Raw genomic sequence first — 22551 nt, forward strand, 5'->3', positions numbered from 1 at the left:
TCAGCTTGCCAACGAACAATTTTAAAGTCGGAGAAATGATGCCAAAGCGTACTCGTAATAGTAAGACCTGGATGAACTTTGATGGATCCTATACAACTGAGATTTTTCAAAGCTCAGTCCATTATGAAGATGAACAAGGAAACCTTCATAATATCAATACTGATCTTTATGACGAAGCTGATTTTGATATTATCGAAGAACCAGTTACACGTGAAAGCAAAGAAGATTTTAAAAGAGCAAAAGAAGTTGCAAAAGCGGCTAAACAAAAGAAAGTGATGAACCGTGATCAATATGGATTCAGAGGTTTAAATGTTCCCTTTGATGTAAAAATTCCGCGTAATTTTAAGAAAGGGTACTCTATCGGAAAGGGTCAGGATAAGCTGACCTTTATTCCGGTTGGGGCTTCTCCATCAAAAGGTGAACTACATTCAACTGATAGAAGTACGATCACATATCAGGATGTTTGGAATGATGCAGATGTTGAATTGAAAGTAATACCAGATGGACTGAAGGAAACGATCATTCTGAAAACAGATCGTGCGCCTTCGTCTTTTTCTTTTGAGGTCAAAGGAAAAGAGTTTACCGAAGACCTGAGAGCGGGACAATTAAAGCTTGCTCCTGCTTGGTTATTAGATGCTGCGGGAACGGAGCGAGATGTCGAACAGGCTATCGTTCAAGAGAACAATAAAACGTATGTACAGCTCACAGCAGATGTGACTGGTCTAGTTTATCCTATTGAGATTGACCCTACTGTAACTATTAACGATCAAAATTTGATGAAGGATGCATATATCTTCGAAGGTTCTGCTTCTAATTACGGAAGTAATGTCTCAGTAATCATTGGTTCAAACAGTACAGCTACAAGATATTATACTTACATTCAATGTGATTTAAGTTTTATTCCTAACGACGCTAAAATATTAAATGCTGAATTACAGTTAACAGCTTATAACTGGGGAAACAAAGCAGTAAATTCCTGGGCTGAAATCGTGTTAGATGAATGGCAAGAAGCTACAATATCTCAGCCAAACAAACCGAGTGTCAATGATACTAGGTATGGACAGTATTCATTGAGTGGTTTAGGTGTGAAAAGCTGGAACATTACCGAAATTGTCGATCAATGGGCAAACGAAGAAACTCCTAATTATGGTGTAAGATTAAATAGTGATAACGTAGATGCTTATTTTCAATTTAGATCTAAAGAATCTTCTTATACATCAGCCAGACCCAAATTAGTTGTTAACTATAATACCTTACCAACCTCCCCAATTTTATTGAATCCTAATGGTGGAGAGACTTGGAACAGTTTGCATACTATAGCGTGGAAAGAGAGCGAGGATAATACTGAAACCACAATAACTGAGTACGTAAAAACTGGTGGGCTTCCTTTCGCAACATGGATGAGTGCAACTACAGGGAATTCCGGACAAGTTATGGAAGTTACCGAAAACCAATACATTTCTGAAATTGGAATGTATTTAAGGTGTATAAATCCAGACTCCTACCCATATAACTTCACCATGAGACTTGTAGGAGTGAACGAAACGACTAAGTTACCTGATGGTGTGATATATCATACAGAAACAGTCCAGGCACTAAATAATGCTGAAATATACTATCGCATTGGTATTCCTAGTCGGCTAGTTAAATTACCTATAGGAACTAAAGTAGCAATAGAAATAAATGACCCCGAAGGAAAAATGCAACATAATTATGGGAACGCAGAATACCAAAAGGGCTGGTACTATTACGGTACAACCGTATCACCCAATAATCCGGGGAATGATTACCTGGCTTATATAAAATATGAAATTTGGGATAGTGCATCAATACAATACAATCTTCAACTTTCAATTGATAATGGAGGAAACTACACAAATTTAATTGGTTTGACTTCACCTGGTGCAACATCATATGATTATGATTTTATAAACGAACCAGAAACATCTACAGCAAAATTAAGAATTCGAGCTTATGACGGTTATGATTACAGTGAATGGGATGAGTCAGATGGAGTATTTACAATTCAGCATAACCAGGCTCCAGCTGCACCAATCAATTTATCTCCTGCCGGTGGACAATCGAGAGATCGGGCTCAAACAATTCGTTTATCATGGCAGCATAATGACCCTGACTCCGGGGATCCACAATCAAAATATGATCTGCAATGGAGATTAAGAGGCTCATTCACATGGAATGAAGTCTCACAGGTAACAGTGAATCAATATCATGATATTAGTGGCTTACCTTATGGTGAAATTGAATGGCGTATAAGAACATACGATCAAGCAGAGCTGTCGAGCCCTTATTCAGACATTCAAGTTTTCTTCGCAGGCAATAAACCTGCTATGCCGACGATTACAAATTATAGCCAAGGTTCGACTATTGCTGTAGCAAACCCGACTATTCAATGGTCATCCAGTGGACAAACAGGCTATCGTTTACAGGTGAAAGATGAAGCTGATTCAATTGTGTGGACGGATGAGCGGACATCAATGAATAAAGCAGTAACTGCAAACGCCGGTCTTGAAAATGAAGAGAATTATTCGATTGAGCTATCTATCAAGAACAGTGATGGATTGTGGAGTGATCCTCATGTAATTAACGTATTGGTTTCATATACACCGCCGGCTGTTCCAACTTTGAGTATTAGCGGAAATGGATATGCAGCAACTATTCAACTACAGATTACAAATCCGGATCCGGTAGGAACTGAGCCATACGTTACTCATCATAATGTATTCCGAAGAAAATCAGGCGAAGCCTCATGGACAAGAATCGCGAATGCTGTCCCGTTAAATGGTTCATTCACTGATTACACACCTGGTCACGATCAAACCTATCAATATTATGTAAAGGCATATGGAAACAATGAAACGTATTGCAATAGTGGTACCGTATCAGAATCAATCAACCTGCAGAGTATTTGGTTAATGGATCCAGATGACACGGGCAGCCTTTATCATTTTGAATACTTCGAGCCTGGGCGATCAGCAGAGCGAATGTTGAGTGGACAGGTCACAGCCTTTGAAGGTCGAGCTCATCCAATGGCTGAGTTTTCTCCACGGCAGCAGTCAAAAGTAATTGTGGTCCTTCAGATTGAGCGAGAGTCCGATGATCTTGAAGCGTTGCACAATCTATTAAGCAGGCAGACCACATTATTATATCGGGATGCAAGAGGGCGGCGTATGTTCGGCGTCATTTTTATGCTGCCTGAAACAGAAACGGATTGGGGCTATAACGTGCCGATTGAGTTTATCCAGGTTGATTATGAGGAGGACATTTGATGCTGCCATTAACTCACCCGAATCTAACAAAAGAGCAGGTCATTTCAGCGCTATTGGGGAGATACGGGAGTCGTTATATTGACTTCCGTTTTGACCTGTTAAATAAAGAAGATCAGCGGATCGGTGATGTCTCACATTTAGTCGTCGCTGATTCTTCCACAATTGATATGGACAACGAAGCAGAAATTCATCGGACAGCAAAGTTTCAAATCAAAGATACTGGTGAGATCAATTACTTATCTGATCGCATACAGCCCTTTGCCCGGCTGCGTATACGGAATGAGACCATCGAGTTTCCACTCGGCGTCTTTTTATTATCCACGCCTGAAAAGTCATATCAGCAGCGCGTGATTTATCGGAATGTAGAAGCATATGACAAACTGCAGATTCTAATCGATGACGGATTCACAGCGAGGTACGTTGCTGACGAAGGTGAATATGTAACGGATGTCATCACAGATATCATTCAGTCCACAGGAGTTACTCAGATCAACATTGAAAAATCAGACGTGCAGCTACCTACATGGTTTTCTTGGGATCCAGATACAAGCAGATTAGAGGTTATTAATTCCCTCCTACAGGCGATTAACTATGAAAAGATTTATGTGGACGAATATGGGTACTTTACAAGCCGGCCATACCGCAATCCTTCCACACGATCATCTGAGTTTGAGTATAAGACAGATCAGTGGTCAGTCATTACGCCGGGAGCAACTGCCTTACAGGATTTCTTTGCGGTACCTAACCAATGGGTAGGGGTGATCAGTGAGCCTGACCGGGTACCACTCACGTACACATACGAAAATATGAGTCCAGACAGTCCGACAAGTATTCCGGCCCGTGGTCGTACCGTCACGAAGTATATCGATGTGGACGCGGCTGATATCACAAGCCTGCAGGGGATTGTGCAAAAGCAGGCGTTTCAGGATTCTCAGGTTTACACGGAAATGACGTTTCAAACTGCCATTATGCCAATGCACAGTCATAAGGATATTTACCGTCTGCAGCATGACATTTTAGGAGTGAATGCAAAGTTTCAGGAGCTCGGTTGGAGCATGACGCTGGCAGCAGGCGCAACGATGAGTCACAGAGCCCGGGAAATCATAACCGTTTAGGAGGTGAGAGAGTGAAACCTAATTTGAATCAGGGAGCAGGGGCGCTGCTGCAGGTCATCAGAGAGGAGGTCCAAAGGCAACTGACTGGTGGTCGGCGAAAAAGGGAACCACGGCAGCATGTCCTGGGCACCATCGATGCTGCTTATGCGAATGATGGTTCAAGACCAAGCGTCGTGATCGATGGTGATCCGTCACCTATTGGTCCGTTTCCTTATTTAAGTCACTATGAACCATCTGCCGGAGATCGGGTTTTATTAGCGAAATCAGGAAATAAGTATGTTGTCACTGGAAAAATTGTTTAAAAATTAGTTTCATTTGTAAGAAGATAGTTTATATTATTGATAGAGGTTCTAGGGTCGTTTCAAATTCTTTTGTGGGTGTTGATCAATTGTGGACTATCAGCCATTAGTAAAAGAAATTGATTCAGAACTGCTTGAGAAAATTGTCGAAGAGTTTGAAGGGAAATTGGGACGTGAATTAAAATTAGAAGAGCTCATGTTCTTAGCAGACTTACTGGCAAAATAGAGGATTGACCTCTTCTTCTGTCGAAATACTGATACAGAAGAGGAGGGAGAACCTTGAGTGAAGCAGAGAATATTATTACAATTAGTACTGAATTTCAACATATTAAACAAAAAGCATTTAACAAAGCAGTATTAGAAATACTCATTGAAAACGGGTTAGTAAAAAACAGATTAGAGTTTGATGACCGAGTGGACAATATCTTTAATGAGATTAAGGACGAGGAGATGAAATATATAGATGACTTAATCTCCATAAGAAATAGAAGTAAATAATGATCAGAAAGCATCTCACATGAGGTGCTTTTTTATATGCAACAAGGGGGGTCCATTTCATTAAGAGAGGAAGATCATAATGGACAATTTATTTTTACTATCTGTCGGAGGTGTCGATTTGGAGCATTTAGAAGTAGCACGGTTATATCTATTCGGTCCGGTAAAGTTCTTGGATTTTTTAATGTTATTGATGGCAATTGATATTGTCACTGGCATTTTTAAGGCAGTTAAAAACGGCAATCTGTGGTCAAGAAAAAGTCTGTTTGGTTACGCCAGAAAGATTCTCATTTTTGGTGTGATCATCATAGCAAATATTATTGATCAAATACTGGGGTTAAACGGTGCGATTACTTATGCAACCGTTATTTTTTATATCGCAAACGAAGTACTATCAATCATTGAAAATCTTGCACAGGTCGGTGTCCTAGTGCCTAAAGAGTTAGCAAACAAATTAAAGGTTATGAATCCTGACGATGTAGCTTCACTAAGTAAACAATTTAAAGAGGAATTGGGCGGAACGAAAGTAGATGAAGAACTTGAGAAAGCTAAAAGGAAGGATGAATTAAAATGAGCAGAGTACCGTTACAGACTTTAATTGACCGCAGTGTTCGCAATATGGGCGCTGTGGTGCCTCAAATTAGATCACTGGCTATTACACTTATAACAAAGTCTTACGATGAAGGTATTAACGTTCAAATTAGTTCAGGTTACCGATCCAACACTCAGCAAGCTTCAATCTACGGCATGGGCCGCCCTAACTATTGGTGGAATGGAAAGCTTTACGGTAATGAAGGAAGCATCGTTTCAAATGCAAAGCCTGGACAATCCGTACACAACTACGGACTGGCCATTGATTACTTTTTAGTATCAGACGATGGTTTAAAAGCCATTTGGGTAGTTGACGCTCAGTGGCGTCGGGTAGCTCAGATTGGGAAATCGTTGGGTTTTACGTGGGGTGGAGACTGGAAAGGATTTGTGGATGCACCGCATTTAGAATATACGAAGGGTTTAACATGGAGAGACCTCCAGGCAGGTAAGCGCCCATCATTCGGGAGTGTACAGGCAGCTTCTGAACGCGATTATCTCGAAAATGGTGCTGAAGGTGCTGCAGTTGAAGAAATGCAGAAGCTATTGATTGCGCTTGGCCATAAGATCACAGCAGATGGCATATTCGGCCCGGCAAGTGAATCAGCATTAAAAGCTTTTCAGTCGAGTAGAAAGCTAACTGCCGATGGCGTATATGGTCCACAGTCGAAGAAAGCACTTCAGGCAGCCGTTAAACCACCTGCAGTACCAGGGGCAACAGCACCAAATAAAAATGATTCTAAGGAGGAAACCATTTTGTTCAAACCAAATAGCCCTACATTTAGAAAAGAGACAGTTAAATTATTTGAAGATGCTCACACAGTCGGTATCTTCAGTTCAAGAGAGCATGCTGAGCAGACAGAGAAAGGTGATATCTCTGAGTCGGATGCAATTGGTGCGATTGCAACTATAATTAATCGTGTCGGCATTCTTCAGGATCCAAATGCTGAACCGTATCCAGCTCACAAAGAAGCTACTGAATGGGTAAAAGAAAAGGGTATATCAGATGGTACAAGACCGACCTTCCCTGCTACCCGACAGCAAGTTAACCAAATGCTCTATAATTATGATAAGCAAAAATAAGTTTAAGCCCTCAGCCATTTCAGGTTGGGGGCTTTTTTATTTTGACAATTTTTTCAGTAAATAAAAAGGGATTTTAAAAAATATGGAGAATTTGGTTGTAAGGAGGGATAAAATGACTAATGATAATCAGGATTTAGAAATATTGGAACAAATTGATGCGGAAATATTATCAGATGAAGGGGATGATACGATTCCATCTCCTGAAGATATCGCTAAAGAAATTGATAGAAAGAAGAAAAAAGAAGCATTGTGGAGAGCTGTCAGAGCAGGTGATACGAAACACCTTACAACAAGAGTGGCGCACATACTAAACCGATATCCTGAATCGCGTAATTCTGATATTACGTTACAAATTAAATATTGGCAGGTATATAATGGGCTAAAATCAAACTTTGTAGATTTAACAAGACTATATAAAATGGAAAGACTGACTTCTATAGCAAGATCAAGAGCAAAAATACAAAACGAGTATAAAATGTTTCTAGCTGATAAAAAAGTCAGAGCTAGAAGAAGAGGCCTTGAGGAAAGTGAAAAAGAATCTCAACTTATGGAGCAACCAAGCCATGGTATTACTGTGATTTATGCGGATGAAACGGGAAAAACCAGTAATTATTTAATGGTAGCTGGGGTTTGGATACTTAATAATAAATCATCATCTAAGGTGCTGAGAAATAATATAGAATGGAAGAAGAAAAAAGAGTCCGAAGGTGTCGTTCTTCCAAATGAATTTCATTTTAAGGAACTTAAAAATAATGATAAAGATTTAAATCTTTATATAGAATTTTTTGATACCCTGATCAATAATGCTGACATGGCTAGCTTTAAAGCCGTAGCGGTAAATAAAACCAAAATTAATAAAATACCAATTTCAGAACTTGTTAATAAACTTTACTACCAATTTGTAAGGCTTGGATTGAACCATGAGATTGAATCAAATAGAATAACATTTCCTCAAAAAATCGATTTGATTAAAGATGAAGATGGTGATAGTGAACTTACATTAGAAACTTTAAAACAATCTTTAACGGATAATTTCAAATTGCATTTTAATGATGATGTGAAAATAGATCAAATAATTCCTATGTCTTCTGATGGTGACATATTTCTTCAGTTTGCTGATCTTTTTGCCGGAGCGTTGAATAGATTTTACAATACTCCGGGTACGAACCATAAAGATAAATTAGCTGAGTATATAATCAATTCGGTTGGTTTAAAAGAAATTAAATTTGCTGCAAGTGATGTTGATACAGAAGAAGATTTAGAAGCAGAAATTGATCATTCTGTACTTTTTCTCTTTGATTAAAATCAATTAAAAATTTTTGTCTCAAATAATGGAATCTTTTGGTATGATGGTAAAAAAGGAGGATGAGCATGGAGAAAATTCTAAGATGGATTGGTTACATATTTATTGTCAGTGGATTCATATCATTAATTTATATTTGGGTAAACCTAAAGGTGCTGGATCCAACTGCTATATTTGCAGATGATCTTGATATGCTTGATCCACACCCCTATAGAGCACCAATAGCAATTGCGACATTTTTTGGAGCGTTTGCTACTGGTATTTTGTTTGTAGCAGCAGGTAATGTGTATGAAAAGTTTATGGATTCATTCGAAGAAAGAGAAAGAGTAGATTACTCAGACGGAAACTATTTCAGAAGAAAATCAGAATAAATAAAACCCTCTGTCATCAAAGTGATAGAGGGTTTTATTACGCCCACAGTACTGCCCACAAAACGCCCACAAATGTTTTACAATCATTAATAGTCGCATACTATGTTAAAATGAAAAATGCTATAAGGACAGTATTTAATACATTCTATGACGTGTTTCTTCTATATAACTTATGTTCCGCACGCAGGTTCACCCATGGGAGAGAGAACAGTATTTAGAAATGTACTAATATTAATGCCCTTGAAGCAGCAATGCTTTAAGGGCTTTTTTAAGCTCTTGATAATCTATTTACTTTTACCATACATGCTTATTAGTAACTGAAGGTGGTTAATATACAAATGAATAATTAAAAAATAACTAACAAGGGTGCAAGCCTTTTAATAACGGGTAAAAGAGGTAAAAGGGGTGATTGTTTTGGCGGAATCCTATAAGGGGTTTAAATCCAAAGAAGGTTTTGAGCAATATTATACAACTTATAAAGAAGTCATGAATCTTTGGAAAATTTCTTACGAAGAAAAAATTGTACAGACTTCCTTCGGAGATGTTTCCGTTAAAGTGTGTGGTAATAAAAGTAAAGAGCCGCTTGTTTTCTTTCATGCATTTGGTTTCAGTTCAGCTGAATGGTATGAGTGTGCTACGAAATTATCTGCTGATTTCGAACTATATTTTATTGATGTATTAGGTGAATTCAATCTTAGTAATACAAAAGAACACCTGAATGAGCGTGAAGATTATGCAACATGGATAACAGAAGTGTTTGATGAATTTCATTTTACGAAGGTAACGATTACTGGTCATTCTAATGGTGGCTGGCATGCGATGAATTATGCAATTTTAAAACCCGAAAGAGTTAAATCACTTATTATACTTTCTCCAGCAGCTTCAATTAAAAGAATGAATCTTTCGTTTTATTTCAGGCTTTTACTTACAAATTTAATTCCAAATAAATCAATTATTATTAATCATTTTTGCAGGTGGTTGACGGTTAACAAAAAACCTGAACACGAAAAACTGCATCAGTTATATTTTTACGGCCAGAAACATGTCACCTGGGAGTACGTGATGACCCCTCCTAAGATGTTTAAAGATGAAGAGTTATCGACTCTAACCATGCCTGTATACGTAGCTGCAGGAAGACAGGAAGTTATTTATAATCCCCTCAAAATGCTCGACAAGGCTGACAAGAAAATTAAATCTTCATCGACACATCTGTTTGATAAGGGAGGGCATATGCTGCCTGTAGAGATTCCGGATGAACTTGCTGATTATATCAAATCCGTTCTTCTTGACCATACTTAAACAAAAAAACTGAACGGCCTGACGTAAATGTCAGGCCGTTCAGTTTTTTAATGTACTTGTCTGTAAACCCCGACAACTTTACCCAAAATAGAAACGTTATTTAATATAATTGGTGCCATTGAAGAATTTTCCGGCTGCAATCTCACATAATCTTTTTCTTTAAAGAAGCGTTTAACTGTAGCCTCATCTTCATCTGTCATCGCAACAACTATGTCACCATTATTAGCAGTATTTTGTTGCTTAACAATAACAAGATCCCCGTCTAAAATTCCAGCTTCAATCATAGAATCTCCCATGATCTCCAGCATGAAAACCGCATCATCAGATGAAGCAAGCCTTTCAGGTAGAGGGAAGTATTCTTCTACATTCTCAATTGCTGTAATCGGTGAACCTGCAGTTACCTTACCAACCAGTGGCACATTCACAACGCGCTGTGTTGGGATCTTATCCTCTTCTAAAGAGATCACTTCTATCGCTCTCGGTTTAGTAGGGTCTCTTCTGATAAGTCCTTTGCTCTCAAGCCTTGCAAGATGACCGTGCACTGTGGAACTTGAGGCCAGTCCAACTGCAAGACCGATTTCACGAACGGAAGGCGGATACCCTTTATCCTGAACTTCCCGTTTAATGAAATTTAATATATCAAGCTGACGTTTTGATAATTTCTTCAAGTTAAAGCACCTCTCTTTACTTCAAATCTTTTCTAAATTATAGCATAGCAGTTTTAAAAATACAAACATAAGTTCGAGTTTTTGTGTTGACCAAAACAAATGTTCGTATTATACTCAGAGTAACAAAAGCGAACACATATTCGATGGAGGCGATATTTAATGACTGCATTGTGGAGAAAATATTCATTTGTTATTCTATTCGTGGTTACGGCACTGATTTTAAGTTTATTTTTGGTATTTACACAAACGGCAACAAGTGATACATCTTATGCAGAGGTTACAGTCGAAAATGGTGATACACTATGGGCGTATGCTGAAGAATATGCAGGTCATTCATCCATGACGCCGGAGCGTTTCATTGAATGGGTAACAGAACATAATAATTTATCATCACATGTCATTCTGGCTGGTGATTCGCTGGAGCTTCCTGTAAGCAAGGAAGTTTTGGATTATGACAAAGACACAATTCATTTAGTATCTGAAAATAAATAAGGAGTGAACCTGTTGAAAGTTATTATATACTGCAGGGTCAGTACTGAAAAGGAAGCGCAGGAAACTTCACTTACAAGGCAGGAAGAAGAACTGAAGAATCTGGCCGATCAAATGAATTACCAAGTCGTTTCAATTATTCGGAAAAAAGAGAGCGGGTTTGAGCTTGATCGCGACGGTGTGTTTGAGCTGTTAGACAGTATTCGTTTTTATAAGGCTGAAGGGCTGCTGATTCAGGATGAAACACGAATTGGGAGAGGAAATGCGAAGATTGCTCTGTTGCATACATTACAGAAAGAAGAGATTAAAATTTTCACGATTGCTCATGATGGGGAACTTGAATTATCAGAATCAGATTCAATGATACTTCAAATCGTCAGTATGGTTGAGGAGCATCAGAGAAAGCTGCATAATCTCAAAATTAAAAGAGGGATGAAACGCGCAGTGGAACAGGGCTTTAAACCGCAAAAAAATCTGAAAAACCGTGGAAACAAAGACGGCAGGGAAAAAATCGAAATTCCTGTAGATGAAATCGTCAGGCTGCGTACAAATGGTCTTACCTTTCAGGAGATTTCATCTGTACTCAGAGGATTGGGACATCCGGTTTCCAAAGCGACTGTGCACAGAAGGTATGTGGAATACATGGCATCAAAGACTGAGTGATCAAATAACTTGTCAAACCATTCTCTTTCTTTTAACATACATAGAAGCTTACCTGAAAGAAGGGGTGAATGAAATGTTATCTGATGACAAGATTAAACGAATAAATGAATTATCAGCGAAATCCAAGGAAGACACACTTTCAGCAGCTGAAGCTGAAGAACAACAGGCTTTAAGGCAGGAGTATTTGAAGGCTTTCAGAGGATCCATGAAGCAGACGATTGAAAATGTGACTGTTATTGATCCTGAAGGTAAAGATGTTACGCCTGAGAAACTTAAGGACGCTAAAAATAGAAATAAACTGAATTAATAATGCTTAAAATGAATTAATTCTTTAAGAGTTTATGTTTTGAGGGGTGAGATGTTTGTACATCTCTCTTTTTTTTCGTACAATAAGACGTATCACGTGAATATAGAGAGGATGTATTTGATGTTTAATAAGACAGATGACTTAGCAATTAACACGATCAGAACACTATCAATTGACGCAATTGATAAAGCGAATTCCGGTCACCCGGGACTCCCAATGGGTGCAGCACCATTTGCGTATACACTATGGACTCAATTTATGAATCACAATCCGAAAAATCCGGACTGGTTTGACCGTGACCGCTTCGTACTCTCAGCTGGCCACGGATCAATGCTTCTTTATAGTCTTCTTCATCTTTCAGGTTATGATCTTTCATTAGATGAAATTAAAAACTTCAGGCAGTGGGGATCTAAAACACCAGGTCACCCTGAATATAAACATACTAAAGGTGTAGAAGCGACAACCGGTCCGCTTGGACAAGGAATCGGCATGGCTGTCGGCATGGCGATGGCTGAAAAACATCTAGCCGCAAAATATAACCGGGATGAACACCAGGTTGTTGATCATTATACTTACACCCTTTGTGGTGACGGTGATTTAATGGAAGGAGTATCCTCAGAAGCAGCGTCATTGGCTGGACATTTACAGTTAGACAAGCTAATCGTTTTATATGATTCGAATGATATTTCTCTGGATGGAGACCTTGACCGTTCATTCTCTGAAAGTGTAAAAAAGAGATTTGAATCTTACAATTGGCAATATATCCGCGTTGATGACGGTAACGACGTTGCGAAAGTGGCAGATGCAATTAAAGCTGCTAAAGCAGACACGAGCCGCCCTGCGATGATTGAAATCAAGACTGTCATTGGTTTCGGTTCCCCAAACAGAGCAGGCACTTCAAAAGCGCACGGAGCACCACTGGGTGATGAAGAATCAGTATTAGCAAAAGAGGCGTACCAGTGGGAAGCTAAAGAAGCATTTTATGTACCTGATGAAGTATATAATCGCTTTGAAGAGTTAGTTGCACAGAATGGCTCGAAAAAAGAACAAGAGTGGAATGAGACATTCGCAAGCTACAAAAAGGCTTATCCTGAACTGGCACAGGAATTTGAGAATGCTATGAATGGTAAACTTGCAGAAGGATGGGACAATGAACTGCCTGTATATGAAGAAGGCAAGTCTCTTGCTAGCCGTGCTTCTTCAGGAGAAGTTCTGAATGCAATTTCAAAAACGGTTCCTTCATTATTTGGGGGTTCAGCAGACCTTGCAGGTTCGAATAACACAATGATGAAAGATGAAGCAGACTTTACTCCTGAAACACCGGAAGGAAGAAATATCTGGTTTGGAGTACGTGAGTTTGCGATGGGTACAGCACTAAATGGTATGGCGCTTCATGGCGGTCTGCGTGTGTACGGTGGAACATTCTTTGTATTCAGTGATTATGTGAGACCGGCAATCAGATTATCAGCATTGATGGGCGTGCCAGTAACGTATGTATTTACACATGATAGTATTGCAGTTGGGGAAGATGGACCAACTCATGAACCGGTTGAACAGTTGCCTTCACTTAGAGCAATGCCAGGACTATCAGTTGTACGTCCTGCTGATGGAAACGAGGTTGCAGCTGCATGGAAACTTTCAATGGAAGCGGTTGACCATCCAACGGTACTTGTACTAACTCGTCAGGGTCTTCCTACAATTCCTGGTTCTGCAGAATCTGCGTATGAAGGTGTGAAGAAAGGTGCATATGTTTTATCACCTTCTGAAAAAGAAGATGCTGATGTCCTGCTTCTTGCAACTGGATCCGAAATCAGCCTTGCTTATGAAGCCCAACAATCACTTCGTGAAAAAAATATTGATGCGTCAGTTATTTCAATGCCATCATGGGATCGTTTCGAGAAACAATCTGCAGAATATAAAGAATCTGTGCTGCCGAAGAATGTGAAGAAGCGTTTTGCGATTGAAATGGCGTCTCCGCTTGGCTGGGAAAGATACACTGGAGATGAAGGCGATGTATTGGGAATTGATACATTTGGTGCATCAGCTCCAGGTGGAAAAGTCCTTGAAGAGTATGGCTTTACAGCTGAAAATGTAGTAAAACGCGTTGAAGCGTTAATTCAGAAATAGATAATTGTGAAAGCTGGGGGGCTATGAGTTGCCCCTCAGCTTTATTTAAGTAAAGAGAATTCGGGTTAAAACCCTTATGGGTAGATTTGTGAAAAAATATTATATAAAGTACTCGATTTATGTAATAAATGATTGTATAATGCTCATTGATCTTGTACACTTTTATATGAAAGTAACAAATAGGAGGCAATAAGAAATGGAATTATGGCTTGCAATTGTATTAATTGTTGTAGCTTTGCTGGCCGGAGTCGCACTTGGATTTTTCATCGCACGTAAATACATGATGACCTATCTTAAAAAGAACCCGCCAATCAATGAGCAAATGCTTCGCATGATGATGATGCAGATGGGGCAGAAACCGTCGCAGAAAAAAATCAATCAGATGATGAGCGCTATGAATAAACAACAAGGTAAATAATAAATTGACAAGCACTTCTTTAACTAGGAGTGCTTTTATTATTTGTTCAGAAGCATTTGTTAAAGAAGACTGTTGACATTCGCTTCACACGGAAGGCTTTTCGCCAGGAGCGTGATGAACTTAAACCACAAACGTCAGTGATATAAAAGCAATAATGGATACTAACATACCAATATTAATTAGGAATTATTTAAAAGCTTATACCGTATTGAGTAACCAGCACTTAAAATTTCCCATATCAATTTACATATATAGAATCCAGGGCATAAAACAAAATAAAAAAGGCTTCAATGTTAGAAGCCTTTTTTATTTTGTTTGTACCTCTAATGCAGCTGGTCTGTAAGTGTGTATTCGTTCAAATTCATTTAGAAGGTCGTCAAGCTCCTGAGAATACCGAACGGCAGAAGGAGATGATAGTCCTTCTTTAGCAGCAGTGTGAATCAACAACTGACGCTTGTCCTCAATGGCTTCAATTAGCTTTTTGTGTTGATCCCCCATTCAAAGTCTATCCTTTCGTCAGGATCCTTAATGGAACCTATACATTATTTGTCATTCTGTTAACTTAGGGTCTAGTATACAGAAAAAAGAATGAATTGAAAAGAAATTAATCCCTAATCCCAGTATTTTTACAAGTAGATTTGTGACAGAAGTATAACATACATAAAAATGTAATATATATATTAGGCTGAAGGCAATGAGAACTTTGCTTTGATTTGCTAAAATGAATCTATTGAATACCGATCGGAGTGTTTTTATGACTGATTTGAATATCTTTTTTGCATTTGGAGCGGGATTTTTAAGTTTTATATCTCCATGTGTACTACCGCTATACCCAGCATTTCTATCATACATTACAGGGATGTCTGTTGAAGACCTGTCAAAAGGTAAAGGAATGAGACAAAAAACGAGCTTGCTTCATACTTTGTTTTTTCTATTAGGGTTTTTACTTGTTTTTCTCGGTCTTGCATTTACCTCTACGTGGATCGCAGATATTTTTAACCAGTATCAAAACGTGATTCGCCAGGTTGGAGCCATATTAATTGTTGTTTTTGGACTGGTCATTGTAGGCGTTTTTTCTCCGGATTTCTTAATGAAGGAAAGAAGGCTGAACTTTAAAAACCGTCCATCCGGATATGCAGGTTCATTACTGATTGGCCTCGCTTTTGCAGCTGGCTGGACACCGTGTATGGGACCAATACTAGGTGCTGTATTTACGATGTCAGCATCCAACCCGGGTTCAGGTTTTCCTTACATGATTGCTTACTTCTTAGGGTTTGCATTACCATTCTTTATTCTTTCATTTTTCCTCGGGAAAATGAATTGGATTAAGAAGAGAAGTGTTTTAATTATGAAGGTCGGTGGCTGGGTGATGATCGCAATGGGTATTATATTGTTCTTTGATGGCCTAACCTGGATTATAAATTTAATGCTGCCTATATTCGGTGACTTCACCGGTTTCTAAGTTATTTAATTACTTGCAGTGTCGATTTGTTATGAGCTACTAGTGTAAAGATTCATAAATATTGATAGAGTGAAAAAACCTGGAACAAATTCTGTTCCGGGTTTTTTATAATGACTATGATAAAGTCCAGTGTTATTTCTGCACAGCTGGTGATTGGAGCGTAAGGCGGTGACTCCCTATGGCAGGAAGGGACAGATGGGACAGGCGAAGCATGATGGCTCAGCGCCCGGCTGCGGGGTCCGCCTGAAGCGGAAATCAACAGCCAACTTTAACAGAGCTTTAATAATTAGAGTTAAATTACTTAAGACTGCTGATCACAACCATACATACGATGTAATCAGCTATATAAATTAAAAAGGTAAGGATTAACAGTAAACTATTGAAGGACTTTTAGTTTAGTTGTATAGTTAATATTAACTATATAGATAAGGGTGATATGGATGACAAAAGTTCTTGTTGTTGATGATGCTAAATTTATGAGACTGACATTAAGGAATATGCTTGAAAATTCAACATTTCAGGTAATTGGAGAAGCTGAGAATGGTGAAGAGGCTGTAGAAAAATATAGATCTTTACACCCTGACCTGGTAACAATGGATATTACGATGCCTGTTTTGGACGGTATTTCTGCTGCTAAGGAAATCTTAAAAGAGGATCCAAAAGCCAATATTATCATGTGTTCAGCTATGGGACAGCAAAAAATGGTGATTGAAGCCATCGAAGCAGGAGCTAAAGACTTTATCGTAAAGCCCTTTGATGGAACGCGTGTTGTGGAATCGCTAAGCAGAGTGGTGAAGAAGTAGCCTCATGAGTGCCTTTTACAAAATGATAAAACTCTATTATACTTAACGGAGGTTTACATATGTGAGGAATTAAGGATGTGTGCTTATGCTTTTATATCTTTCTACAATAGCTGCTGTTTTTATGGGTGTAGCTGTCTTTATAATCAGGCTGAAAGCTGCTAAAAAACCTGTCACAGCAAAAAAAATATTTTTACCCCCGATTTTTATGAGTACAGGTGCTTTCATGTTTCTCTTTCCATATTTCCGAGTAACACCGCTTGAAGCGCTGGAAGCTCTGGTTGTCGGTGCATTGTTTTCAATTGTACTGATTAAAACGTCAAGTTTCGAACAAAAGGAAGACGGAATTTATTTAAAAGCTTCCAGGGCCTTTCCCTTCATCCTGATTGGACTCCTTGTGTTGAGAATTATTATGAAGCTTGCATTAAGTACTACACTTGAATTAGGAACGTTAAGCGGTATGTTCTGGATTTTAGCATTTGGGATGATTGTGCCCTGGAGAAGCGCGATGCTGATTCAATTCAGAAAAATTGAAAAAGGGAATGCGTCTGCTCAATCCACACAAATGGCTTAAATATTGGAAAATAAAAAAACATCACATTGTGATGTTTTTTTCATAGGACAAATAAGTTTTCGTACTGTGTAATATCAATATTCAGTTCATCCAGTTTCTTTCGCAAAAATTTATGATCTCTTTTAGGTGTGGCAACAATATAGCCTCTAATGATCAAGTCGAGCGTAATCTTATCGGCATTTTCTGAGATAGCCAGTTTTCCGATATTTCCTGCGATTTTTTGTTTTGCTACATCGCGGAATAATTCGGGAACAGGGCTGACAAGTTCATTCAGCAATTCTTTCTCAGGAGCTCCCCATAAATGAATTGTTTTATTCACATAGTGCTCTTCCCAATCTAAATCTGATTTTCCGTCTTCTTTAGGCATTCTTTTCAGGAATTTCCTGAACATAAAAAAACCGCCGATTGCAAACAAAGAGACAAGTACTACGACCCAAAAAAGTATAAACCATAAAAACCAGCCTTCAAGCACATCCGTCACTCCGTTCAATTAATCTAAGATTATTATAAAGGAGTTTACTGATGGCTTCAAGAACTGGCTGATAAAGTCATGTATTATATTAGCATTAAAATTGTTTAAAGAAGTGGGGGCAGTAATCATTTTACCTGACGATAGCCAAGAGAGAGTAGCTGGTGAAGGTTTTCACGGCGGACTTCGTATATATTTTCGTTGTCAGCGGTTACGCGGATGTAATCTTCAGACTCTAAATCATGATGTTCAACGTATTCTGTTTCGATTTTCCTCATGGTTTTTCCTCCTCTCATTGGTTGTATATACAATAATATCTGAAAATTCAAATTAATAAATCAGTCAAAAGTATGAATTTTTATACGTTTTTTGAATGTGAATACTGAATCACGATAATAACAAACGCCTGTTCTGATATAATGAAATAATCATTTATAAAAGGGGAATAATAAAATGAAATTTTTACATACAGCTGATTGGCATCTCGGAAAGCTTGTTCATGGGGTGTATATGACAGAGGACCAAGCCTGCATTCTAGATCAATTTATTGAACTGGCAGATACGGAAAAACCTGACGCAATTGTGATTGCAGGAGACTTGTATGATCGTTCAGTTCCGCCTGCTGAAGCAGTCAATCTCCTGAACCGCACACTACATACACTTAATGTGGATATGAAAATCCCGATCATTGCAATATCCGGCAATCATGATAGTGCAGACCGCATTTCTTTTGGATCCGCATGGTATAAACATTCGAACCTCCACGTCACAGGTAAATGGCAGCCGGATGATGGAGGTGTAGAAATAAATGGCGTTAGATTTCATTCAGTCCCTTATGCGGAACCGGCAGTGATTAGAGCATTGTTAAATAGTGAAACAATTGCTACTCATCATGATGCGATGACTGAAATTGTAAAAGTGATTAAATCAGCAAAAGACTTTGGTGAAAAACCTGAAGTATTGGTAGGTCATTCATTTGTAGCAGGGGGTTCCACTAGTGATTCCGAACGGATTTTATCTGTAGGTGGAGCCGGCACTGTGGGCAAAGAATGTTTTGATTCATTTTGTTATACAGCACTGGGACATCTTCACAGTCCATATGCGATTAGAGATGAAAAAATACATTATGCAGGTTCACTATTAAAATATTCCTTTTCTGAAGCGGATCATCACAAAATGGTAAAAAGCGTTACGATAGAAAATGGTAAGGCTGCAGTAAAAGAGATTCTTTTAAAACCCAAAAGAGACTTAGTTATACTTCGTGGTTCTCTGGAAGAAATGTTATCCCAGGACTTTTATAAATATAAAGAAGACTATATTAAAGCAGTCTTAACAGATGAAGGTGCTTTAATTGATCCGATAAACAAATTAAGGTCAATTTATCCGAATGTTCTTCACCTTGAGCGTGAAAGAGCAATACGGGACAGCAATATGGAACGACAGGTGCGTGAGAAGCATGAAAATATTTCAGATCCTGAACTTTTTAAACGCTTCTTTGAATATGTAACTGAAGCAGAGTGGACAGAAGAGATTGAGAATGAATTAGAGACCAGTATGAACGATGCTTTAAAAGGAAGTGACAATCAATGAGACCCATCAAATTGGTTATGAGTGCCTTTGGTCCATATGCGAAAACTGAAGAAATCCATTTTGACGAGCTTGGATCGAGAACAATGTTTGTGATTTCAGGAAAGACAGGAGCAGGTAAAACGACGATTTTTGATGCGATTGCGTTTGCACTGTATGGAAAAACAAGTGGAGAAGAGCGCTCTGCTCAGGATTTGAGAAGTGACTTTGCAGATGAAGACCTGTTAACAAGTGTAGACTTTACATTTGCTTTAAAACGTAAAATCTATCGTATTAACCGTTCTCCAATCCAGGTGAAAAAGAAGTCAAGAGGGGAAGGGTATACGACTGTAAGCGCTAAAGCTGAGTTTTATGAACTGATTGATGGAGAACATCATCTGATAGGTGCAACACTTAGTGAATCTGACGAGCACATCAATCGTCTGATGCAACTGGACTTTCACCAGTTCAAACAGATACTGATGATTCCGCAGGGTGAATTTAGAACTTTACTTACATCTGACAGCACGGACAAAGAAAGAATTCTTCAGAAACTATTCCACACTGAATCATATAGATTTTTTCAGGATTATTTAAAATCAAAATCAAAGGAATTAAGAGATCAGGCAGACGGATACTCAAAAGACCGTGAACGATTGTTTTCAGGATTCGACCCACTTGATCATGAAGAACTGAAGGAAGCTTTAACTCAGGGACGTAAAAATGAAAAAGAAATTATAATAATAGCTAAAAACTTAGTAGCAACTCAGAAAGAAAAGTCAAATATAAATAAAAAAGACATCACTAATAAAAGAGAAAATTATAAAAAAGTTCTAAAAGCAATTGAAAGCGCCAGTTATGTGGAACGTGCATTTAATGAATTGGAAAAAACCAATGCAGAGTTGAATCAATTGGAAGAGCAAAGCGATATAATCAGTCAAGCAAAGCAAACACTTCACATGACAATAGAAGCCGAGACTATATGGCCTTATTATCAGGATGCTAATATCAAAAAAGAAGATAAGCGTGTCAGAAGTCAATACGGGATAGAAACACATGGGAAACTGATTGCAATGAAACTGGAGTGCGCTGAATTACAAAAGACACTGGAAAGCTTAAAAGATGTAAAAGAAGAGTTTAAGTTAAAAGAAAAAAAGCAGACTGAACTTCTGGCATTTAAAGATAAGACCGAAAGATATCATGAAAAATCCAAAGACCTCTCACATCATGCTGAAATTGGAAAAGCAGAACGAGGGAAACTGGATCAGTTTAAAAAGCAATTGACTGAAAATGAAACATTAAGAGAAAAACTGCTCACCAAGCAACAATCATGGTATGAAAACCAAAACAGGTCCTCAGAAATTAAAATTCAGTTAAACAGCATTCATTCAGTTATTAAAATGTTTCAGGAACTTGATGAGTTAGAATCAACATTTCAATTTACCATCAAGGAATTAAATAATAAAAAAGGTTCACTAAGTGATTTTAAAATCAAACTGGATAAGGAACAGGTTCGTTTAGATCAGGCATTACATGAGCAATCAGCACAGCATGCTCTGGAGCTGTCACGTGAATTGAAAGACGGTGAAGCATGTCCTGTATGTGGTTCACCTGATCATCCTAACCCGGCAAAAAAGGGTGGGGATATCGTTGATTCATCCGTATTCCAACGAAACATTCAGTTGTATCAATCTGAAGTTATTAAACTTGAATCGGCCATAGAACATTTGAATGCTAAATTGAAAGAAGTTGAGCAAAATAAACAGAAACTTAACAGTGAAATTACTGCATCCGAGCTATATGACGGACATGATGATATCCACTACTATCTTGAATTAAAAACGAAAAAAAATCATGAACATGAAGAGCTGATCAAATTTTTAAATGATAAAGAGCCTTCGATTGAAAGAAAGGAAGTTGAGCAGCAGTCAGCAGAATTAAAACAGAAGACACAGGAGCTTGAAGAAATCGTACAACAAAAACGAGATGCGTTTATCAGTATCAGAACACAGGTGAATCAGCTTAAAGAGGAGATACCTTCAAAATATCTTGATACACAATACTTGTCAGCAGAGATCAGGGAACTGGATATAAAAATTACTGCCTATAAAGAAAAATTTGAGCATGCAGAGACTGCTTTTCAACAAGCTGAAAAAGAGTATAGCCGATTGTCAGAGAGATATAAACAGGCGCTTGAAGAAGAGTCCAAGGCTGAAGTTTCCTATGAGAATGCAGCAAAAAAATTGGAAGAAGTAATTGAGGGCTCTATATTTTCAGAAGTTAGTGATCTGGTTCAATCCAAGCTTGAAAAAAATAAAAAAGAAGAGTTGGACAATCAAATATCATCATATGAAAAAAAAGTTTATGCACTGAATGAGTATGCCGAAAAACTGAAAATGGATTTAGAAAATGTTTCAAGACCTGATATAAAGGTGCTTAACCATGAGAAAGAAACAGTGGAAAAAGAAATAGAGCAGTTAGAAGAAAGAACTTCCTCGTTAATCAGATATATTACCCACCATGAAAACTTATTGGTGGAACTTGAAAAAAATATGGATGCTTCAAGTGAGGTTGAAAAAAGTTATAAAATTACAGGGCATTTATCAGAAATTGCAAACGGTCAAAATGAACTAAAGCTGACATTTGAAAGATTTGTTCTAGCCTATTATTTAGAAGATATTCTGTTAGTAGCGAATGAAAGACTATTAAAGATGACTTCCGGAAGGTATGAACTTCACAGAAAAGAAGACAGGTCTAAAGGAAACAAACAGGGTGGACTTGAACTGCTGGTGATGGATCACTACACAGGGCAGCAGAGACACGTCAAGACATTATCGGGAGGTGAGGCATTTAAAGCGTCTTTAGCGCTCGCATTGGGGCTTGCTGATGTTGTCCAGTCTTATGCAGGAGGAGTCTCACTGGAAACGATGTTTATTGACGAAGGTTTTGGTACACTTGACCCTGAATCTCTTGATCAGGCAATAGAATCACTGATGGATATTCAGGCAGGCGGAAGGTTAGTGGGAGTGATATCGCATGTGCCGGAACTAAAAGAGCGTATTGATGCCAGGTTAGAAGTATTTTCATCTAAAGGCGGAAGCTCCACAAAATTTATATTTGAATCAATCTGAGTGTCACAATATATACAACTTAATGAATCAGGTGATA

At 38.3% G+C, this 22551-nt stretch carries 24 protein-coding genes; 20 read left to right on the forward strand and 4 right to left on the reverse strand.

Features of this window, described 5'->3' with window-relative positions; genetic code table 11:
- Nucleotides 1-5 precede the first annotated feature (5 nt).
- The 10 genes from E2626_RS03535 (at nucleotide 6) to E2626_RS03575 (ending at nucleotide 9840) form a co-directional block, all read left to right on the forward strand.
- Nucleotides 6-3287 carry a DNRLRE domain-containing protein gene (locus E2626_RS03535; RefSeq protein WP_134379736.1) on the forward strand — a complete coding sequence of 1094 codons (3282 nt, stop codon included), beginning with the start codon at nucleotides 6-8 and terminating at the stop codon, nucleotides 3285-3287.
- Entirely contained in the window at nucleotides 3287-4402 is a 1116-nt protein-coding gene (locus tag E2626_RS03540) for a hypothetical protein (protein WP_134379738.1), read from the forward strand. The genes E2626_RS03535 and E2626_RS03540 overlap by 1 nt, the downstream gene beginning before the upstream one ends.
- Nucleotides 4403-4413: 11 nt before the next feature.
- A complete protein-coding gene (locus E2626_RS03545) occupies nucleotides 4414-4704 on the forward strand; it encodes a hypothetical protein (protein ID WP_134379740.1) in 291 nt (96 codons plus the stop codon).
- Nucleotides 4705-4792: 88 nt separating this feature from the next.
- Nucleotides 4793-4927 carry a hypothetical protein gene (locus E2626_RS17425; RefSeq protein WP_279587246.1) on the forward strand — a complete coding sequence of 45 codons (135 nt, stop codon included), beginning with the start codon at nucleotides 4793-4795 and terminating at the stop codon, nucleotides 4925-4927.
- A gap of 53 nt (nucleotides 4928-4980) precedes the next feature.
- The gene (locus E2626_RS03550; RefSeq protein WP_134379742.1) at nucleotides 4981-5199 is read left to right on the forward strand and encodes a hypothetical protein; all 219 of its coding nucleotides are present in this window, start codon (nucleotides 4981-4983) and stop codon (nucleotides 5197-5199) included.
- A gap of 79 nt (nucleotides 5200-5278) precedes the next feature.
- Entirely contained in the window at nucleotides 5279-5770 is a 492-nt protein-coding gene (locus tag E2626_RS03555) for a phage holin family protein (RefSeq protein ID WP_134379744.1), read from the forward strand.
- The gene (locus tag E2626_RS03560) at nucleotides 5767-6867 is read left to right on the forward strand and encodes a M15 family metallopeptidase (protein WP_134379746.1); all 1101 of its coding nucleotides are present in this window, start codon (nucleotides 5767-5769) and stop codon (nucleotides 6865-6867) included. The genes E2626_RS03555 and E2626_RS03560 overlap by 4 nt, the downstream gene beginning before the upstream one ends.
- Nucleotides 6868-6979: 112 nt before the next feature.
- Nucleotides 6980-8170, forward strand: coding sequence for a DUF3800 domain-containing protein (locus E2626_RS03565; RefSeq protein ID WP_166786724.1), 1191 nt, complete (start codon nucleotides 6980-6982; stop codon nucleotides 8168-8170).
- Between the two features lie 68 nt (nucleotides 8171-8238).
- On the forward strand, nucleotides 8239-8541 hold the full coding sequence (locus tag E2626_RS03570) for a hypothetical protein (protein ID WP_134379750.1): 303 nt from the start codon (nucleotides 8239-8241) through the stop codon (nucleotides 8539-8541).
- Nucleotides 8542-8955: 414 nt separating this feature from the next.
- Entirely contained in the window at nucleotides 8956-9840 is an 885-nt protein-coding gene (locus E2626_RS03575) for an alpha/beta fold hydrolase (protein WP_134379752.1), read from the forward strand.
- Nucleotides 9841-9887: 47 nt separating this feature from the next.
- Here the strand turns inward: E2626_RS03575 and lexA are convergent, their stop codons facing one another.
- The gene (gene lexA, locus E2626_RS03580) at nucleotides 9888-10508 is read right to left on the reverse strand and encodes a transcriptional repressor LexA (protein WP_134379754.1); all 621 of its coding nucleotides are present in this window, start codon (nucleotides 10506-10508) and stop codon (nucleotides 9888-9890) included.
- Between the two features lie 159 nt (nucleotides 10509-10667).
- On the opposite strand from lexA, the gene yneA reads away from it, so the two are divergent.
- The 5 genes from yneA to E2626_RS03605 all read left to right on the forward strand — a co-directional run bounded on the left by yneA (nucleotide 10668) and on the right by E2626_RS03605 (nucleotide 14512).
- A complete protein-coding gene (gene yneA, locus E2626_RS03585) occupies nucleotides 10668-11000 on the forward strand; it encodes a cell division suppressor protein YneA (protein WP_134379756.1) in 333 nt (110 codons plus the stop codon).
- A 12-nt stretch (nucleotides 11001-11012) separates the two neighbouring features.
- Entirely contained in the window at nucleotides 11013-11660 is a 648-nt protein-coding gene (locus tag E2626_RS03590) for a YneB family resolvase-like protein (RefSeq protein WP_134379758.1), read from the forward strand.
- Between the two features lie 73 nt (nucleotides 11661-11733).
- Nucleotides 11734-11967, forward strand: coding sequence for a DUF896 domain-containing protein (locus E2626_RS03595; RefSeq protein ID WP_134379760.1), 234 nt, complete (start codon nucleotides 11734-11736; stop codon nucleotides 11965-11967).
- 120 nt (nucleotides 11968-12087) lie between these two features.
- Nucleotides 12088-14094, forward strand: a complete 2007-nt coding sequence (tkt, locus tag E2626_RS03600) for a transketolase (protein ID WP_134379762.1) — start codon at nucleotides 12088-12090, stop codon at nucleotides 14092-14094.
- Between the two features lie 196 nt (nucleotides 14095-14290).
- Complete coding sequence (locus E2626_RS03605; RefSeq protein WP_134379764.1) at nucleotides 14291-14512, forward strand: YneF family protein; 222 nt, start codon at nucleotides 14291-14293, stop codon at nucleotides 14510-14512.
- Nucleotides 14513-14818: 306 nt separating this feature from the next.
- Here the strand turns inward: E2626_RS03605 and E2626_RS03610 are convergent, their stop codons facing one another.
- Nucleotides 14819-15010, reverse strand: coding sequence for an aspartyl-phosphate phosphatase Spo0E family protein (locus E2626_RS03610; protein WP_134379766.1), 192 nt, complete (start codon nucleotides 15008-15010; stop codon nucleotides 14819-14821).
- Between the two features lie 256 nt (nucleotides 15011-15266).
- On the opposite strand from E2626_RS03610, the gene E2626_RS03615 reads away from it, so the two are divergent.
- The 3 genes from E2626_RS03615 (at nucleotide 15267) to E2626_RS03625 (ending at nucleotide 17348) form a co-directional block, all read left to right on the forward strand.
- Nucleotides 15267-15974: a cytochrome c biogenesis CcdA family protein gene (locus E2626_RS03615; protein ID WP_134379768.1), complete on the forward strand. Its 708-nt coding sequence runs from the start codon at nucleotides 15267-15269 to the stop codon at nucleotides 15972-15974.
- A gap of 440 nt (nucleotides 15975-16414) precedes the next feature.
- Nucleotides 16415-16777, forward strand: a complete 363-nt coding sequence (locus E2626_RS03620) for a response regulator (protein ID WP_134379770.1) — start codon at nucleotides 16415-16417, stop codon at nucleotides 16775-16777.
- A gap of 85 nt (nucleotides 16778-16862) precedes the next feature.
- Nucleotides 16863-17348, forward strand: a complete 486-nt coding sequence (locus E2626_RS03625) for a CcdC family protein (protein WP_134379772.1) — start codon at nucleotides 16863-16865, stop codon at nucleotides 17346-17348.
- Nucleotides 17349-17388: 40 nt separating this feature from the next.
- Here the strand turns inward: E2626_RS03625 and E2626_RS03630 are convergent, their stop codons facing one another.
- A complete protein-coding gene (locus E2626_RS03630; RefSeq protein ID WP_134380364.1) occupies nucleotides 17389-17820 on the reverse strand; it encodes a DUF2621 domain-containing protein in 432 nt (143 codons plus the stop codon).
- A 125-nt stretch (nucleotides 17821-17945) separates the two neighbouring features.
- Entirely contained in the window at nucleotides 17946-18095 is a 150-nt protein-coding gene (locus E2626_RS17150) for a hypothetical protein (protein ID WP_156129546.1), read from the reverse strand.
- 175 nt (nucleotides 18096-18270) lie between these two features.
- On the opposite strand from E2626_RS17150, the gene E2626_RS03635 reads away from it, so the two are divergent.
- A complete protein-coding gene (locus E2626_RS03635; protein WP_134379774.1) occupies nucleotides 18271-19407 on the forward strand; it encodes an exonuclease SbcCD subunit D in 1137 nt (378 codons plus the stop codon).
- Nucleotides 19404-22514: an SbcC/MukB-like Walker B domain-containing protein gene (locus E2626_RS03640; RefSeq protein WP_134379776.1), complete on the forward strand. Its 3111-nt coding sequence runs from the start codon at nucleotides 19404-19406 to the stop codon at nucleotides 22512-22514. The genes E2626_RS03635 and E2626_RS03640 overlap by 4 nt, the downstream gene beginning before the upstream one ends.
- Nucleotides 22515-22551 lie beyond the last annotated feature (37 nt).

Source organism: Jeotgalibacillus salarius, from assembly GCF_004405125.1.
GTDB classification, from domain to species: Bacteria; Bacillota; Bacilli; order Bacillales; family Jeotgalibacillaceae; genus Jeotgalibacillus; species Jeotgalibacillus salarius.